Annotated in this window: 13 protein-coding genes; 6 read left to right on the forward strand and 7 right to left on the reverse strand. The window is 34.1% G+C overall.

Features of this window, described 5'->3' with window-relative positions; translation table 11 throughout:
* Positions 1 to 12: 12 nt before the first annotated feature.
* The 4 genes from MG292_RS06060 to MG292_RS06075 all read right to left on the reverse strand — a co-directional run bounded on the left by MG292_RS06060 (position 13) and on the right by MG292_RS06075 (position 4,221).
* Positions 13 to 744: a hypothetical protein gene (locus MG292_RS06060; RefSeq protein WP_264533610.1), complete on the reverse strand. Its 732-nt coding sequence runs from the start codon at positions 742 to 744 to the stop codon at positions 13 to 15.
* 37 nt (positions 745 to 781) lie between these two features.
* A complete protein-coding gene (locus MG292_RS06065) occupies positions 782 to 1,549 on the reverse strand; it encodes a carboxypeptidase-like regulatory domain-containing protein (protein ID WP_264533609.1) in 768 nt (255 codons plus the stop codon).
* Between the two features lie 86 nt (positions 1,550 to 1,635).
* Entirely contained in the window at positions 1,636 to 3,486 is a 1,851-nt protein-coding gene (locus MG292_RS06070; RefSeq protein ID WP_264533608.1) for a DEAD/DEAH box helicase, read from the reverse strand.
* A 165-nt stretch (positions 3,487 to 3,651) separates the two neighbouring features.
* Positions 3,652 to 4,221 (reverse strand): non-canonical purine NTP diphosphatase, encoded by a 570-nt coding sequence (locus MG292_RS06075; protein WP_264533607.1) that lies wholly within the window; start codon positions 4,219 to 4,221, stop codon positions 3,652 to 3,654.
* Between the two features lie 263 nt (positions 4,222 to 4,484).
* Here MG292_RS06075 and capB point away from each other — a divergent pair, with 263 nt between their 5' ends.
* A complete protein-coding gene (gene capB, locus MG292_RS06080) occupies positions 4,485 to 5,744 on the forward strand; it encodes a cysteate-C-fatty acyltransferase (RefSeq protein WP_264533606.1) in 1,260 nt (419 codons plus the stop codon).
* A gap of 64 nt (positions 5,745 to 5,808) precedes the next feature.
* On the opposite strand, the gene MG292_RS06085 is transcribed toward capB, so the two are convergent.
* Together MG292_RS06085 and MG292_RS06090 are read right to left on the reverse strand one after the other, a co-directional pair.
* Entirely contained in the window at positions 5,809 to 6,927 is a 1,119-nt protein-coding gene (locus MG292_RS06085) for a GTP cyclohydrolase (protein WP_264533605.1), read from the reverse strand.
* Positions 6,928 to 6,937: 10 nt separating this feature from the next.
* The gene (locus MG292_RS06090) at positions 6,938 to 7,888 is read right to left on the reverse strand and encodes a transporter (RefSeq protein ID WP_264533604.1); all 951 of its coding nucleotides are present in this window, start codon (positions 7,886 to 7,888) and stop codon (positions 6,938 to 6,940) included.
* A gap of 135 nt (positions 7,889 to 8,023) precedes the next feature.
* Here MG292_RS06090 and MG292_RS06095 point away from each other — a divergent pair, with 135 nt between their 5' ends.
* The 5 genes from MG292_RS06095 to MG292_RS06115 all read left to right on the forward strand — a co-directional run bounded on the left by MG292_RS06095 (position 8,024) and on the right by MG292_RS06115 (position 13,939).
* The gene (locus MG292_RS06095) at positions 8,024 to 8,305 is read left to right on the forward strand and encodes a DUF4834 family protein (RefSeq protein ID WP_264533603.1); all 282 of its coding nucleotides are present in this window, start codon (positions 8,024 to 8,026) and stop codon (positions 8,303 to 8,305) included.
* Positions 8,306 to 8,352: 47 nt separating this feature from the next.
* Positions 8,353 to 10,782, forward strand: a complete 2,430-nt coding sequence (locus MG292_RS06100; protein WP_264533602.1) for a YfhO family protein — start codon at positions 8,353 to 8,355, stop codon at positions 10,780 to 10,782.
* On the forward strand, positions 10,772 to 12,067 hold the full coding sequence (locus MG292_RS06105) for a glycosyltransferase family 4 protein (protein ID WP_264533601.1): 1,296 nt from the start codon (positions 10,772 to 10,774) through the stop codon (positions 12,065 to 12,067). The genes MG292_RS06100 and MG292_RS06105 overlap by 11 nt, the downstream gene beginning before the upstream one ends.
* Positions 12,068 to 12,079: 12 nt before the next feature.
* Positions 12,080 to 13,543: an oligosaccharide flippase family protein gene (locus tag MG292_RS06110; protein ID WP_264533600.1), complete on the forward strand. Its 1,464-nt coding sequence runs from the start codon at positions 12,080 to 12,082 to the stop codon at positions 13,541 to 13,543.
* A 99-nt stretch (positions 13,544 to 13,642) separates the two neighbouring features.
* Complete coding sequence (locus MG292_RS06115; RefSeq protein WP_264533599.1) at positions 13,643 to 13,939, forward strand: hypothetical protein; 297 nt, start codon at positions 13,643 to 13,645, stop codon at positions 13,937 to 13,939.
* A 6-nt stretch (positions 13,940 to 13,945) separates the two neighbouring features.
* Here the strand turns inward: MG292_RS06115 and uvrA are convergent, their stop codons facing one another.
* The gene (gene uvrA, locus MG292_RS06120; RefSeq protein WP_264533598.1) at positions 13,946 to 16,729 is read right to left on the reverse strand and encodes an excinuclease ABC subunit UvrA; all 2,784 of its coding nucleotides are present in this window, start codon (positions 16,727 to 16,729) and stop codon (positions 13,946 to 13,948) included.
* Between the last annotated feature and the right edge of the window lie 259 nt (positions 16,730 to 16,988).

Raw genomic sequence — 16,988 nt, forward strand, 5'->3', positions numbered from 1 at the left:
GGCTTTGTGTTTTTAATTGTATTTTTCTCGATGTTTTTTGAGAACTAAAATGCTTTTATTTTGAATGGATTTAGGGAATTTTTTCCAATTTGAATCGTATTCAATTTGATAAGTATTTTCTGGATTTCCAGCAGGATAAAAGGCAGTTGCTTTGGATTTGATAAATTCTTTTTTTAGACTGTTTTTAAAATAGGTGTAAATAATTTGTTTGTACGGTTTAGGATCCAAACCATCACTTTCACCTAAATAAGTCAGATAAAATTCAGGAATACCATCCTTGTTTTCATCGCTTATAAAGCAGTTAGAATAATCAAATTCAGGCCAATAGACCTCATTGCCAAAATCCTGAAATTTAATTTTTTCGATAATTCCACCGTGATCATGTAATAGTACAAAAGCGTATAGGTTATGCTTTGAAATAGTAAAAGGTTCGTTGTATTCTTTTGTGATTTTACCATTTATTCCATACACATTGGTACTGTCCCCGCCAAAATGTTCTAAACTTAAAATTTTCTTTTTAAAAATAAATTCAAAATGACCTACTTCAGATTCACAATGGATAATCATTGTGGTTTTTCCAAATTTTTCTCTTTCGTACTGATAGTCTAGTTCGTTTAAAAAATCATGATTGAAGGTAGTAGAATCTTTAGGATAGTAGAATGTTACATTTAAAGGTTTTAATTGCGCAATTGAATAGGAGCTTAAATTGATCAGCACTAAAATAAAAAGATTATTTAATTTCATAAGAATTGGGAGAGGGAGTAGTTTTAGTGTTGGGTTATTATTTCTTTTTCAAAACTTTATATTCTTCATAACAACCGCTTATGGCGTCTAGTATTTGTAAATCGTTTGCTGTTTGGATAAAAGATTCCGAGTAATTGCAACGTTGTAAAATTTCCGAAATTTCTTTGGTGTCAATTCCTAAAAGAGCGGTAACTGTTTCTCTATCGTATTTGGATTCTAAAAGTTTTCTAACCGTATCATCTTTTTTCATTTCTTTCAGTTTCTTGAGCTCTTTAGGCTTTTTTCCGAAGAAATTGTATAACATATCAGCCGGATTAAATATAGAACCCATGACACGTCCAAAGGCATTGGGAGAATATTCTCCAGCTTCGTAGCCTTGGGTTAAACCAGAAATGCTGTAACGGAAATTTTCTTTGGTAGGAATTAATTTAGAATCCACCTCAAGATAACCAGTTAAGTTAAAAGGACGAATGATAACTTCTTCTAAAGCAATGGCTTTTTCGGTCAATTGAATTCGGGTACTTTTATTTTTAATCCAGTCATTGGTTACCCTAACTCGTAGCGGTTGAAATCCTAAAATTGTAAAGTGTAGTGTATCGTTTACTTGTACGCTGATTTCAAATCGCCCATTGGCATCCGATGTAGCACCACGGACCTTATTCAGATTGATAATGTTAACATTAGATAGAGGTTCATTTGTATTGTCATTGACAATAATTCCCGATACTTTTTGGGAGGGTTCTACTTCTTGTGCACTAAGATGTACGGAAAGCAGTATAAAAAAGAAAACTACAAAATATTTCATAAACTGATTTAAGACTTTAAAAGTAATAAATCAGTTGGGAATATTTTGTAGTTTTTCTATAATTATAAGAAAATTAACAATACTAGTTAATCTCTTCTTGATCTTCTTGGTCTTGACGAATCGCCAAAGCTTTCAGAACGTCTTGGTGCTCTTTCAGAAACTCTGCTTTCTCTTCCTTCTCCTCTTCTTGGAGCCGAACCTCTTTCGCTTCTAAATCCTCCTTCACGTCTTGGAGCAAAGTTTCCTTCTCTTCTTGGACCCGAACTTCTGCCGCCAAATCCACCTGAATTTCTACCATTGTGATCACGTCTTCCGCCACCATCATTTTTAGAGATTTCTACATTGATTCGTCTTCCGTTTAAGTTGTATCCGTTAAGTACTTCCATCACTTTATCTGTATGTTCAGCATCGGTATTAAAGAAAGAGAATCCTTCTTTTACATCTACTTTGAAAACATCATCACGACCTAGCTCTAAAGTTTCTTTCAAGAAATCTTTCAATTGCATCCAATCAAAATCATCTCTTGCACCAATGTTTATAAAATAACGAGTAGCTCCACCATTGTTATGTTCTCTTGAAGCTCCATCTCTTTCTCTTCGGTCTGAACCAGCAGATTGTGTAGAAAGGTCTCGATTTTTCTTGTAGTAGTTAATGAAACGATTAAATTCTACCGATACCATTTTTTTGATTAACTCTTCTTTAGATAATCCTTCTAGAACTTCGTTGATAGCCGGAAGGTAGTTGTCAATTTCGTGATCTACTTCGGTATCTTTGATTTTGTTTGCTAAATGTAATAATTGGATTTCGCAGATTTCAATTCCAGAAGGAATAGTTTTTTCTTCAAATTTTTGTTTGATGATTCTTTCGATAGAAGAAATCTTACGCAATTCACTTTTCGTTACAATAACAATCGAAGTTCCTAATTTTCCCGCACGCCCAGTACGCCCAGAACGGTGGTTATAGGTTTCGATTTCGTCAGGCAATTGATAGTTGACTACGTGGGTTACGTTGTCCACATCAATTCCACGAGCAGCTACATCGGTAGCTACTAACATTTGAATTTGGCGCCCTCTAAACGATTTCATTACGCCATCACGTTGTGCTTGAGATAAATCTCCGTGTAGCGCAGCAGCACTATATCCATCTTCAATTAATTTTTCAGCCACAGCTTGTGTATCACGCTTGGTTCTACAAAAAACAACCGAAAAGATGTCTGGATTAGCATCGGCCAAACGTTTTAATGCTTCGTAACGATCACGAGCATTAACTAAGTAAAATTCGTGAGATACCGTAGCTGATCCTGAATTTTTGTGTCCAACAGTGATTTCAGCAGGATCTGCCATGAATTTTTTAGCAATTCGCGCTACTTCAGCCGGCATTGTTGCGGAGAATAACCAAGTGTTTTTCTCATCTGGAGTATCGGATAAAATCGATACGATGTCTTCATAAAAGCCCATGTTCAACATCTCATCTGCTTCGTCAAGAATACAGAAATTGATGTTTTTAATGTTTACAAGACCTCTATTAATCATGTCTTGCATTCTACCTGGAGTAGCCACAATAATTTGTGCTCCACGTTTAATTTCTCGGGCTTGTTCTGTAATGCTTGCACCACCATAAACTGCCACTGTGTGTAACCCTTTTACGTATTTTGAGTATTGTTTAATCTCGTTGGTGATTTGTAAGCATAGCTCACGCGTTGGTGATAAAATTAACGCTTGCGTACTTCTGTCTTCAGCATCAATTTTTTGAATAAGCGGAAAACCGAAAGCTGCCGTTTTCCCTGTACCTGTTTGTGCTAAAGCTACTAAGTCTGTGTTTTGTTCCAATAGTACTGGAATCGCTTTTTCTTGCACTTCTGACGGATTCTCAAATCCTAGATCTTTGATCGCCAGCAGTAGCGACTCATTCAGACCTAATTGTTCAAATTTGTTCATATAAAGTTTTAAAATTTGGTGCAAAGGTAGGTTTAAAAAACCATATAAACTAATTTGTTATTTTTTGATTATCAATAAGTTAAATGTTTTTTGTTTTTGTGTTTTTAGTTATAATGTTGTAGAAAGTGGTTAATTCGACAATAAAATGGAGTGAAAAGTAGTTTTTTATTTAAGAAAATCGATCAATTTTTTAACAGCTATTCCTCGGTGGCTAATGTTTGATTTTTCTTCTAATGATAACTCGGCAAAAGTTTTTTCATATCCATCTGCAACGAAAATTGGGTCGTAGCCAAAACCGTTTGTACCAATGCGTTCTTCGATAATTTGCCCGTTGATGATACCTGTAAATAAATGTTGTTTTCCTTTACTGTTCAAACAAATTACGGTTTTGAAATTGGCTTTTTTATTTTTAACGTCCTTTAAGTTAGTTAATAGTTTGGCAATATTGTTTTCGTCGTTTTTAGGTTCGCCGGCATATCGTGCCGAAAAAACGCCGGGTTCGCCATTCAAAGCGTCTACTTCAAGACCTGAATCATCTGCAAAGCAATCGTAGCCGTATTTCTCAGTTACATAATTGGCTTTTAAAATGGCATTTCCTTCAATAGTATCTGCTGTTTCAGCAATATCTTCGGTACAACCAATGTCTTCCAAACTTAAAATTTGAATGGATGCGGGAACGAGTAATTGAATTTCTTTGATTTTATTTTTATTGTTGGAAGCGAAAACGAGTTGCATGTGATTTATTTATTAATTAAAAGTCAAAGGTATTGATTTTATAAGAGTAATTATTAGTTGAAATGAGTTTTGAACCGGAATCTCTAGCCCAGATAGAAGTGAAAATCCTTGCTATAATGAGTGGTTTTACCACGATTAGAGCAAGATTGTAACGGATAGCTGGAATAAGCTCCTGAAAATAAATAGTTATTCAATTCTTTTATAAATTTTAAATAATTATTTTTGTGACCTGTTAAAAAATAAATAATATTTCAAAATATATTATGGTAAAAGATTTATTCGAAAGAATTCAAACTAATAAAGGACCATTAGGGAAATGGGCATCTCAAGCAGAAGGATATTTTGTTTTTCCAAAATTGGAAGGAGAGTTAGGACCAAGAATGAAATTTCAAGGAAAAGATATTTTAAATTGGAGTTTGAATGATTATTTAGGTTTAGCCAATCATCCAGAAGTTCGTAAAGCGGATACTGAAGCAGCAATTCAATACGGAGCAGCTTACCCTATGGGAGCTCGTATGATGAGTGGTCATACCAAGTACCACGAACAATTAGAACAAGAATTAGCTGCCTTTGTAATGAAAGAATCAGCGTATTTATTGAATTTTGGTTACCAAGGAATGGTGTCTATAATTGATGCTTTGGTGACAAAAAATGACGTGATTGTTTATGATGTTGATGCACATGCTTGTATTATTGATGGGGTACGTTTACACATGGGAAAACGTTTTACGTATCGTCATAATGATGTGGAGAGTATGGAGAAAAACTTACAACGTGCCACAAAATTAGCTGAAGAAACTGGAGGTGGAATTTTGTTCATTACCGAAGGTGTTTTTGGAATGCGTGGGCAACAAGGAAAGTTGAAGGAAGTGGTAGAAATGAAGAAAAAATACAATTTCCGTTTGTTAGTGGATGATGCACATGGTTTTGGAACCCTTGGAAAAACAGGAGCTGGAGCAGGTGAGGAGCAAGGTGTTCAAGATGAAATTGATGTGTACTTCTCGACATTTGCTAAATCAATGGCTAATATTGGTGCTTTTGTAGCAGCAGATAAGGATGTAATTGATTATTTAAAATACAATTTGCGCTCGCAAATGTTTGCTAAAGCGTTGCCAATGATTCAAACTATTGGATCATTGAAGCGTTTGGAATTATTACGTCAATCGTCTGAGATTAAAGATAAGTTGTGGGTAAACGTGAATGCGTTACAAAACGGTTTAAAAGAAAGAGGATTCAATATTGGTGATACTAATACGTGTATCACTCCTGTATATCTTGAAGGTTCTATTCCAGAAGCGATGATTATGGTGAATGATTTGAGAGAGAATTACGGAATTTTCTTGTCGATTGTGGTGTATCCGGTAATTCCAAAAGGAATTATTTTATTGCGTATGATTCCAACTGCGTCACATACTTTGGCTGATATTGACGAAACATTAGCGGCTTTTGAAGCGATTCGTGAAAAATTAGTAAACGGAACCTACAAACAAATTGCTGAGCAAACTACAGTTGACGTTTCGTAATTAAGAAACTGAAATTTATAAAAAAATCCATTCATTTGAATGGATTTTTTTATGGTTGTGTTTTTTACAATTCTTTTCGAAACGTTTTTCTACGACAAATAATTTTGGGATCAAAGTTTTTCCAAAGTAAATGAATCGCATGATTGTCGGCTAATTCAGGAGTTCTAATGCAGTTTTCTATGCCTTTTTCCATAAAAGTGGTGTGGTATTCTTTGAAAATAATAGCATGAACTCCTTTGTTTTGGTATTCAGGATGTACTCCAATAAGATAAAAAGTAACGTCCTTGCTATTGTTTCTTGCATTGAGTAAGTGCAAAAATCCAAAAGGGAATAACTTTCCTTTTGCTTTTTGTAATGCTTTGGAAAAACTAGGCATCACGATGGCAAAAGCAACTAAATTGCCGTCTTTGTCCTCCACAAACTTGATGTATTCCGGATTGATAAAGCTGATGTATTTTTTCTTGAAATATTCTTTTTGAACATCAGAAATGGCAACAAATGAAGATAAACTAGCATAAGAGGCATTGAATAAATCAAACATTTTATCTACATAAGGTAGTACCTCTTTCGTCTTTTTGAAATTGATTGGACGGAGTTGGTAACGCCTTTTAATAAGCTCTTGCGCTTTGTCAAAATGTTCTAATTTTACGTTTGCAAAAGGGAATTTGTTTTCCAAATATTCTTTTTCGGTTACATAGCCCAATTGTTCAAAATGTGTTGCATAATATGGATGATTGTACCAAGTAATCATGGTGCCAATTTCTTCAAAACCTTCAGTAAGCACTCCCACTTTGTCCAAATTAGAGAATCCCATTGGTCCTTCAACGTACTCTAAATTGTTTTTCCGACCTAATTCATAGACTTTTTCTAACAAGGCTTTGGTTACTTCGACATCGTCAATTACATCAAACCAACCAAAACGAACTTTCTTCTTTTGTTGGTTATTGACTTCTTCCCAGTTGATAATGGCGGTAATTCGACCTACAATTTGATTGTCGCGATAGGCTAGATAAAAATAGGCCTCTGCATTTTCAAAAGCTGGATTTTTAGTCTTGTCAAAGGTCTCTAATTCATCGGCAATAATGGGAGGCACCCAATATTGGTTGTCTTTGTATAAGGAAAAAGGGAATTTAATATAGTCGGTCAATTCACTTTTGGTAACCGCTTCTTTAATTTGAATCATCGTATATAGTCTAAAAAATCAGGAATTTCTTTTTCTTGGTGCCTTTTTTGGCTCTTTTTTGTACTTTTAAAATATTGGGATCTTCAATAGGCATTCGTACTTCTTTATAATTAGCATCATAACGCCATGAAAATCCAAGTCCTCCATAGAAAATAGAAGGCGTATTTTTTAGACTAACACTTGCCGAAGCGTCAATTTGAAGATCGTCTGTGAGTAAATAAGCGGCACCAGTTCTCACAATAGCATCGCTATAAAAATCACTTTTGTAACCTTGGTTTTCTACAAAACCAGACCATTTGTCGTTAAATCCTTTGGTTAAAGTTAGTGCATAGCCATAACTAGGATATTCTGTTCCAATATAATCGGCAATAGTATTGGTTATCAATACCCATGTTCCATCTCCCAAATGATTTTGTGTAATCAAAATGACTTTTGGCGAAATACTCGCGTTGGGAGAAAAATGATACGGATTGTTAGCAGAAGTGAAATTGGCACCTGCAAAAACAGAAACAGCAGGAATTAATTGGCGCCAGCTGAATTTTTTGTTGGCATTCCAACTGTACACGTTTATTTTCTTTTCGTGATTTTTAAATGGATCGTAAAGCAAGTATTTGGCACCTAAAATAGTTTGTTTTAACGCTTTTTGATTCTCTTTTATGTACAAGACTTCATACACTTGGCTCTGGTATTGAATGTCGGCAATTAACTCCAATTTTTCCATAAACATTCCGTAGCGCAAAGTAGCGTCAATTCCGTAACCATTAGTCACGTAATTGAGTAAATGGTGTTTTTGAGTGATACCATAAGCTCCAGTTTCTAATTGAATTACGGATTTTCCTACCGCAAAAGCCGACATCGTTTCGCCAGGTCTATTAGAATTAATTTGGTCAGTGTATTGCGCAAAATTCAGTAGCGGAATTAGCATAAAGGCTAAGGTTACGAAGGACTTTACTGTAAACATAATTATCTCTGTTGAATTTAAAAGTAATAACGCTTCCCAAATGTACTATATTTTATCATTTATTTAAGAATGATATTTTTATTTTGTCCTTAAGTTTCGGGATGAATTTATTATTTTTGAAAAAAATATTTGATTATGCAAGAAGCTTCTTTTTCTAATTTGATTAGAACGATATTTTATATCATGATGTTCTATTATGTTTTTAAATTTTTAGCACGCATATTTTTGCCAATTTTAGTAAAAAAAGCAGTAGAAAAAGCAGGTGAAAATTTTCAGCAACAACAGCAATATGCGCAAGAATCAACTTGGAAAAGAGCGTCTAATAATGACGAGATAATTTACAAAGAAACTAAATCTAAAAATCCTCGTGAAACCAAAAAAGTGGGTGATTATGTGGATTACGAAGAAATAGATTAAATTGCTCTCAAACCCCATTTTATCATATTCTAACTAAACTTTTCACATTGAAAAAACTAAATTCATTTTATCCTCATGTACTTGCAGTTATTGGTTTTGTACTTGTTTCGCTGATTTACTTTTATCCTGTTTTACAAAGAAAACAAATCTTCCAATCCGATATTGCACTATATACCGGAATGGCAAAAGAACAAAATGATTTTAGAGCTGCTACTCATATTGAGCCGTATTGGACGAATGCTGCTTTTGGCGGAATGCCAACCTATCAATTAGGAGCTAAGTACCCTCATGATTATATCGGTGCTTTGGATGACGTATTACGTTTTTTACCTCGACCAGCCGATTATTTGTTTTTGTATTTCTTAGGTTTTTATGGCCTATTATTGGTGCTTAAAATCGATCCTCTAAAGGCTTTCTTTGGCGCTATTGCATTTGGATTTTCCACTTATTTGATAATAATTCTCGGTGTTGGACATAATGCCAAAGCCCACGCTATTGCCTATATGCCACTCGTAATTGCTGGTTTTTTATTGGTTTTTCAAAAAAAATATGTTTGGGGAGGTTTACTCACTTTGTTTGCTACGGCTTTAGAAATTAATGCCAATCACTTTCAAATGACCTATTATTTGTTGATTTTCTTATTGGTTTTAGTAGGTTATTTTACGTTTCAATTCATTAAAGAAAAAGATTTTAAAGGTTTAGGACGCGCTTTTGGAGTGCTTGCCATTGCTGGGGTTTTTGCTATTGGTGCCAATGCAACCAATTTGTTAGCCACTACTGAATATACCAAATTCAGTACAAGAGGAAAAAGCGAATTGACCTTCAATGCCGATGGTTCTAAGGTGACCGAAAATAGTGCTTTGTCTCGTGATTACATTACAGAATACAGTTATGGAATTGCTGAAAGTTTCAATTTGGTGGCACCACGACTTTTTGGAGGTTCTAATAATGAAACTTTAGGAACCGATAGCAGTATGTATCAGTTTATGATTAGTCAAGGTGTTCCTGCTGTTCAAGCGCAAGATTATGTAAAAGGAATGCCGACGTATTGGGGAGACCAACCTATTGTGGCAGCACCTGCTTATATTGGAGCAGTAGTTTTCTTTTTAGCTTTCTTAGCGTTGTTTATAGACAATCGAAAAATTAAATATGTTTTTTTTGGAGGAGCGATGTTTGCTTTGGTACTTTCTTGGGGTAAAAACTTCCCAGCAGTAACTAATTTCTTCATTGATTATATTCCATTGTATGATAAGTTTAGAGCCGTTTCTTCAATTCAAGTCATTTTAGAATTGTGTTTTCCTGTTTTAGCAGTGATGGGATTGCAATCTTTTTTCCAATTGGATCAAGACCAACAAAAAAAAGGACTGTTACAAACGACTATTTTTGGAGTAGGAGTTATGGTTATCTTGTTTTTTGCCAAAGGCATGTTTAACTTTTCGGGGAGTGGAGATGAGTATTTCTTAAAGAGCTATGGGCCTGGTTTTGTAGATGCTTTAAAAGCAGATAGAAAAACTATGTATAGCGCTGATTTATTGCGTTCTACTTTCTTTATTCTTCTTGTAGCGGGTGCCTTATGGTTGTTTGTCAAAAATAAATTGGCACAACAAACAACCATTATTGTTATTGGTTTAGTAATGATTTTTGACTTGTTTTTAGTCGATAAAAAATACGTTTCGGAAAAAGATTTTGTGAGCAAAAGAGAAGTGGAAGTGCCTTTTCAAGCGACTCCAGTGGATTTACAAATTTTAAAAGACACTAGCAATTACCGAGTTTTTGAAATTAATGGTAATTTATCCAGTGCAAGAGCTTCATTCTTCCATAAATCGATTGGTGGTTACCATGCAGCTAAGCCGAGAAGAATGCAACAATTGTTTGACTACCAAATTGCTAAAAATAATTTGGAAACCTTAAACTTTTTGAATGTAAAATATCTGATTCAAACCGATAAAGACGGAAAAGAATTTCCGATTGCCAATCCAGAGGCGAATGGAAATGCATGGTTTGTGATTCAGTTGAAATTAGTTCATTCTGCTGACGAAGAGATGAAAGCTTTAGATCAATTCGATTCTAAAAATGTAGCGGTAGTTAATGCCAAAGAGTTTGAAATTAAAAAGACGGCTTTCGCCAAAGACAGTTCGGCTACTATCACATTGGATTCGTATCAACCCAATGATTTGAAATATACATCGGTAAATACAAATGAAGGCTTAGCAGTGTTTTCTGAAATGTATTATAAAAACGGTTGGAATGCCTATATCGACGGTAAGAAAGTGGAATATATCCAAGCCGATTATGTCTTGAGAGCCTTGCCAATTCCTGCAGGAAAACACACTGTAGAATTTAAATTTGAACCACAAGTAGTGCAAACAGGAAGTACTATTACATTGGTAAGTTCTATTGGAATACTATTGCTTTTGATGGGTGGAATTTATTTGGAAAGAAAAAAAAGTACCGAAATTCAGCACAATGTCAAATAAAATCCCCAAAAAACTTTTAATCATCACCTATTATTGGCCACCGGCAGGAGGGCCAGGGGTGCAGCGTTGGTTGAAGTTTGTGAAATATTTGCCGGATTTTGATGTACAACCTATTGTGTATGTACCTGAAAATCCAACCTATCCAATTGTTGACGTACAACTGGAAAATGAAATTTCGGATAAGGCGATTATTTTAAAAAATCCAATTTTTGAACCGTACCAATTGGCTTCTTTTTTATCCAAAAATAAGACGAAGAAAATCAGTTCTGGAATTATTCCGAATCAGAAAAAACAATCTTTTTTAGAGAAAGTAATGCTTTGGGTGCGCGGCAATTTGTTTATTCCTGATGCACGTGTTTTTTGGGTAAAACCTTCTGTTGCTTATTTGGAGAAATACATTCGGGAGAATAAAATTGATACAATAGTTACCTCTGGACCACCGCATAGTTTGCATTTAATTGGTTTGGAATTAAAACAGAAATTAGATTTAAAATGGTTGGCCGACTTTAGAGATCCATGGACTACTATTGGCTACCATAAATCGTTACGATTGTCTCATTATGCAGCAAAGAAGCATAAACAATTAGAGTATCAAGTACTAAATTCAGCCGATACGATTATTGTAACAAGTAAAACTACTAAATCTGAATTTCAAGCAATTACGTCTAAACCGATCGAAGTGATTACCAATGGTTTTGATGTTGAAAAAGTTGAAAAACAGACGTCGGATTCTAAGTTTAGTTTGGCACACATTGGTTCATTCTTATCTGAAAGAAACCCTAAGATTTTATGGGAAAGTTTGAAAGAATTACTTCAAGAAATTCCAGATTTTAAATCGCATTTAGAAATCAAATTAATAGGCGCGGTAAGTCAAGAGGTATTGGAAACAATTGGTCAATTTGGCTTGAATCTGTATTTGAATAATTTAGGGTATGTTTCACATGTTGATGCGGTGGCTCACCAACGTAAATCACAAGTTTTATTGTTAATTGAAATCAATTCAGAAGAGACTAAAAGTATTTTACCAGGTAAATTGTTTGAATACATGGTTTCAGAACGACCTATTATAGCAATTGGTCCTAAAGACTCTGATTTTGCTGAGATAATTACCAATACTAATACGGGAGTATTTTTTGAATATTCTGAAAAAGTGAAACTAAAACAAACGATTCGAGAGTATTATATTCAATTTTTGGAAGGTAAATTACAATCGAATGGAGTAGGACTTCAGCAGTATTCTCGAAAAAATTTAACCAAACAATTGGTCGATTTGATCAGTAAATAATAGCAAACCAATATGGGAATCGTTTTAAATCAATCTTTAAAAAATACAATTATTACGTATATTGGTTTTGGTATCGGAGGAATTAGTACGATTTTTTTATTTCCGCCTATTTTAGGAAAGACCTATTACGGATTGTCAAATTATATTTTGTCTTGTGCCAACGTAATCATGCCTTTGTTTGCTATTGGTATGCAAAATACTTTGGTTAAGTTTTATTCTCAATGTAAAACAGAAAAAGAAGAAAATCAATTTTTGTCATTTACAGTAGTCTTTCCTCTTTTATTAAGTATTCCGTTGGTTTTAATTGGTTTATTTTTCTATGATGATATTAGTTTTTTTATCACTAAGAAAAATCCAATCGTAAAAGAATTCATTTATTTAATTCCATTTATTGGGATTTGTATGGCCTATTTTGAGATTTTTTATGCTTGGGCTAGGGTTCATATGCATTCTGTATTTGGTAATTTTATGAAAGAAGTTGGTTTACGCCTTTTTTCGTTAATTGCTCTAGTTGGGATTTATTATCATTGGATTACAGTTGTAGATTTTATTTATCTAACTGCGGGAATATATTTTATAGCATTTCTACTAACGATGCTATATGCTTTTAGAATAAAAAAACCTGTTTTTCAGTTCTCAATTCCTCACAATGTTAAAGCCATTTTAGAGTACACATTTTATATTATTTTATCTGGTAGTGTAGCCAATTTACTTTTGGATGGGGATAAAATAATGTTGAATCAATATATGGATATTGGGAATATAGCCTATTATTCTGTGGCTACCTATATTGCTTTGGTAATATCCGTCCCAAGTCGTGCCATGCACCAAATTGTGTATCCTATTACAGCAAAGCTAATGCATGAAAATAAGCATGATGAATTGAATGAGTTGTATAAAAAAACATCCGTTAATTTACAGGTAGTTGGTGGTTTTGTAATGTTATGCATTTTTGTTAATATTAATCAATTGTACGAAATGCTTCCAAAAGAATATTCAGGTGGAATTTGGATTGTTTTTATGATTGGCCTTTCAAAATACTTTGATTTGATTTTAGGGAATAATAATGCAATTATTTTTAATTCTAAGTATTATAGAATGGTGTTGTTTTTGGGGTTAATGTTAGTCTTCTTTACCATAGTGCTGAATATGATTTTTATTCCTTTGTATGGTATAACCGGATCTGCATTTGCAACATTATTGTCAATTACCTTGTATAGTTTGGCAAAATTGATGTTTGTGGTAAAAAGAATGCATTTATATCCATTTACGATTCAAAATTTATATTCTATTGCTATTACGGTTTTACTATTTGTTATGTTTTATTTTTGGCAATTTCCTTTTCACCCTATAATTGGAATTGTTTTAAAATCTGTATTAGTAACGATTTTATATTTGTATTTGAACTATAGATTGAATGTTTCAGTTGAAATTAATAGGATTCTAGAAGGTTTTACTAATAGAGTGTTTAGGTAGTAGTTTTTTATTAATATGAAATATCACTAAATATAGGGATTGTTCAATCACTTTAATGTCTTTATTTTTGTCATTGTAGTAAAGATAATTCAAAGCCCTATGCAAAACATCCCAAATACTTCTGAAAAAAACCTACAAGATTTTTATAATAGAATCAGTGCTAAAATACGTGCAGGCTTTATTGTAAAAGAAAAAAACGATAAGTTACCGTTTGCTATTTTATCTAGAGAACCAAGAGGAATTAATCATACACTCAACTTTATTGTATTTTGCCTAACCCTTGGAGTATGGTCTGTAGGTTGGCTATATATGACCTTTGTATATGGTAAAGAAAAAAGAATACTCATTGCAATAGATGAAGACGGCAAAACATTTGAGGAAACATGTTATCAATAATTCGATTTATAGTTTTTCTTTTAAATAGCTGGCAGTAATTGATTTTTTCATTTTCACTACTTCTTCAGGTGTACCTGAAGCCAATAATTGTCCTCCATTTTCACCACCTTCAGGGCCTAAATCAATAATCCAATCGGCACATTTGATGAGGTCCAGATTGTGTTCTATGACAATGATGGAATGGCCTTTTTCGATTAACGCATCGAAGGAAGCTAACAGCTTCTTGATATCGTGAAAATGCAATCCTGTTGTAGGTTCGTCAAAAACAAAAAGCGCCTTGTCTTTAGTAGCTCCCTTGACTAAAAAAGAAGCTAATTTGATACGTTGTGCCTCTCCGCCAGAAAGAGTAGAAGACGATTGGCCTAATTGTACATAACCCAATCCCACATCCTGAAGGGGTTGTAATTTTTGAGTTATTTTAGTTTGTTTATGTTCAGCAAAAAAGGCGATAGCATCATCAATGGTCATATTCAAAACATCATTGATATTCTTGCCTTCAAAACTAACTTCTAAAACCTCTTTTTTGAAACGTTTTCCGTTACAGGTTTCGCAATGCAGTTGCACATCGGCCATAAAAACCATTTCAACATTAATGGTTCCTTCTCCTTTGCAACTATCACAACGTCCACCATCTACGTTAAAAGAGAAGTGCTTGGCTTGATATCCTCTCACTTTAGATAACTTTTCTTTGGCATACAAATCTCGAATATCATCATAAGCCTTGATATAGGTAACAGGATTGGAACGCGAACTTCTTCCAATAGGATTTTGGTCTACATATTCAATGTGTTTGATGTGCGAAAATGAGCCGGTCATTTCAGTAAACTGCCCTGCTTTTTCTCCCGCATTATCAAGTTTTTTTTGCATAGCAGGAAATAAAATCTTTTTTACCAAAGTACTTTTACCACTTCCAGAAACCCCTGTAATTACAGTTAGAACGTCAAGCGGAAAGCTAACGTCAATGTTTTGCAAATTGTTTTCTCTTGCTCCCTTGATTTCGATTTGATTTTTGAAAGGTCTACGTTTTTTAGGAACTGAAATTTCCAAATTACCATTCAAATATTGAGAAGTTAATGAATCCGATTGTTGAATTTCATTATACGTGCCTTGAGCAACTAAATTTCCACCATGGGTTCCAGCCTCAGGACCAATATCGATAATCATATCGGCAGCTTTCATAATATCTTCGTCATGCTCTACTACAATTACGGTATTGCCTAAATCTCGTAAAGACAATAAAACTTTAATTAAGCGTTCAGTGTCTTTTGGATGTAAGCCAATACTCGGTTCGTCCAAAATATACATAGAACCTACTAAACTACTTCCTAAAGAAGTCGCCAAGTTGATGCGTTGCGATTCGCCTCCGGAAAGTGTAGCCGAATTTCGATTTAGAGTTAGGTAATCTAGCCCCACTTGGGTTAAGAAAGACAAACGGTTGTTGATCTCAATTAGTAGTCGTTTAGCGATTTGTTTTTCGTACTCGTTAAGTTCAATGTTTTTGAAGAATTCAACTAGGTTACGAATAGGTAAATCTACCAAATCCGAAACGGTCTTGCCATTTATTTTTACATAAGAAGCCTCATTTCGTAAACGTTTTCCTTTACAGGAGTTGCATTTAGTTTTGCCTCGGTAGCGAGACAACATCACACGGTTTTGAATCTTATAGTTTTTCTCTTCTAATTCTTTAAAAAAGTCATTTAACCCTTGAAAATATTGATTTCCTGTCCAAATTACTTCTTTTTGTTCTTCGGTAAGCTCGAAAAAAGGTTTGTGAATAGGGAAGTCAAATTTGTAGGCATTTTTAACCAATTCATCTCTATACCAACTCATACTTTCGCCTCGCCAAGGAAAAATAGTATTTTCAAAAACGGATAAGCTGGTATTTGGCACCACCAATTCGGCGTCAATTCCAATGATATTGCCGTAGCCTTCGCAAACGGGACAAGCCCCATAGGGATTATTAAAGCTGAATAAATGCACATTGGGTTCTAAAAAAGAAATCCCGTCTAGCTCAAAATTATTGGAATACGAAAAACGTTTCTCTGAGTTTAATTCTTGCAAATAGCAAATCCCTTTTCCTTCAAAAAATGCTGTTTGAACAGCATCGGCCAAACGATTATAAAATTCTTCTTCGGCTTTGACAACGATTCGATCAACAATCAGAAAGATTTCTTTCTTAGTCAAATTTTTTGGTAAATCGTCCAACCGAACCATTTCGCCGTCGATTAGAATTCGAGCAAAACCTTGTTGCAACAAGACGTTCAGTTTGTCTTCTAGTTTTCGCCCTTTTTCCAAATGAATAGGAGCGAGGAGGAGCCATTTGCTGTCCAGCTCTAATTTTTTTACATCAGAAACAACATCGGTTACGGTATTTTTTTTAACTTCTTGACCTGAAATAGGAGAAAAAGTACGTCCTACACGGGCATATAACAATTTGATATAATCGTAAATTTCTGTTGAGGTTCCAACGGTTGAACGTGCATTGGTTGTATTGACTTTTTGTTCAATAGCAATAGCAGGTGCAATTCCTTTGATGTATTCTACTTTGGGTTTGTCTAAACGACCTAAGAACTGGCGCGCATAAGACGATAAACTTTCTACATAGCGACGCTGACCTTCAGCATATAAAGTATCAAAAGCCAAACTCGATTTTCCAGAACCCGAAAGACCGGTAATTACTACCAGTTTGTTCCTTGGAATGGCAACGTCTACATTTTTTAAATTATGTACTTGAGCGCCTTTAATGATGATGTTTTTCTTTGGGTCTAGTGTAGAAAGGTCAATTGACATAAAAAAAATAATTTTCACAAAAGTAATCAATTTTCAACTGAGAATTGCTACTCTAAGATATCCAAATTAGTACTTCAATTCATTACATATTTACGTATAAAATGGTCTGATACTTTGAGATTGTTTCTTTTTTGTTTGCATATTCCAATAAAATTAAGTTAAATTTGTACGTATAATCATCACATAAAAACAAAGCCTATTTAACAAAATTACTTTTTAGAACATTATTTAAAATTACAAACCCTCTAAAAGGTATATT

Origin of the sequence: Flavobacterium keumense (assembly GCF_029866485.1) — a bacterium.
In the GTDB taxonomy this organism is placed as follows: Bacteria; Bacteroidota; Bacteroidia; order Flavobacteriales; family Flavobacteriaceae; genus Flavobacterium; species Flavobacterium keumense.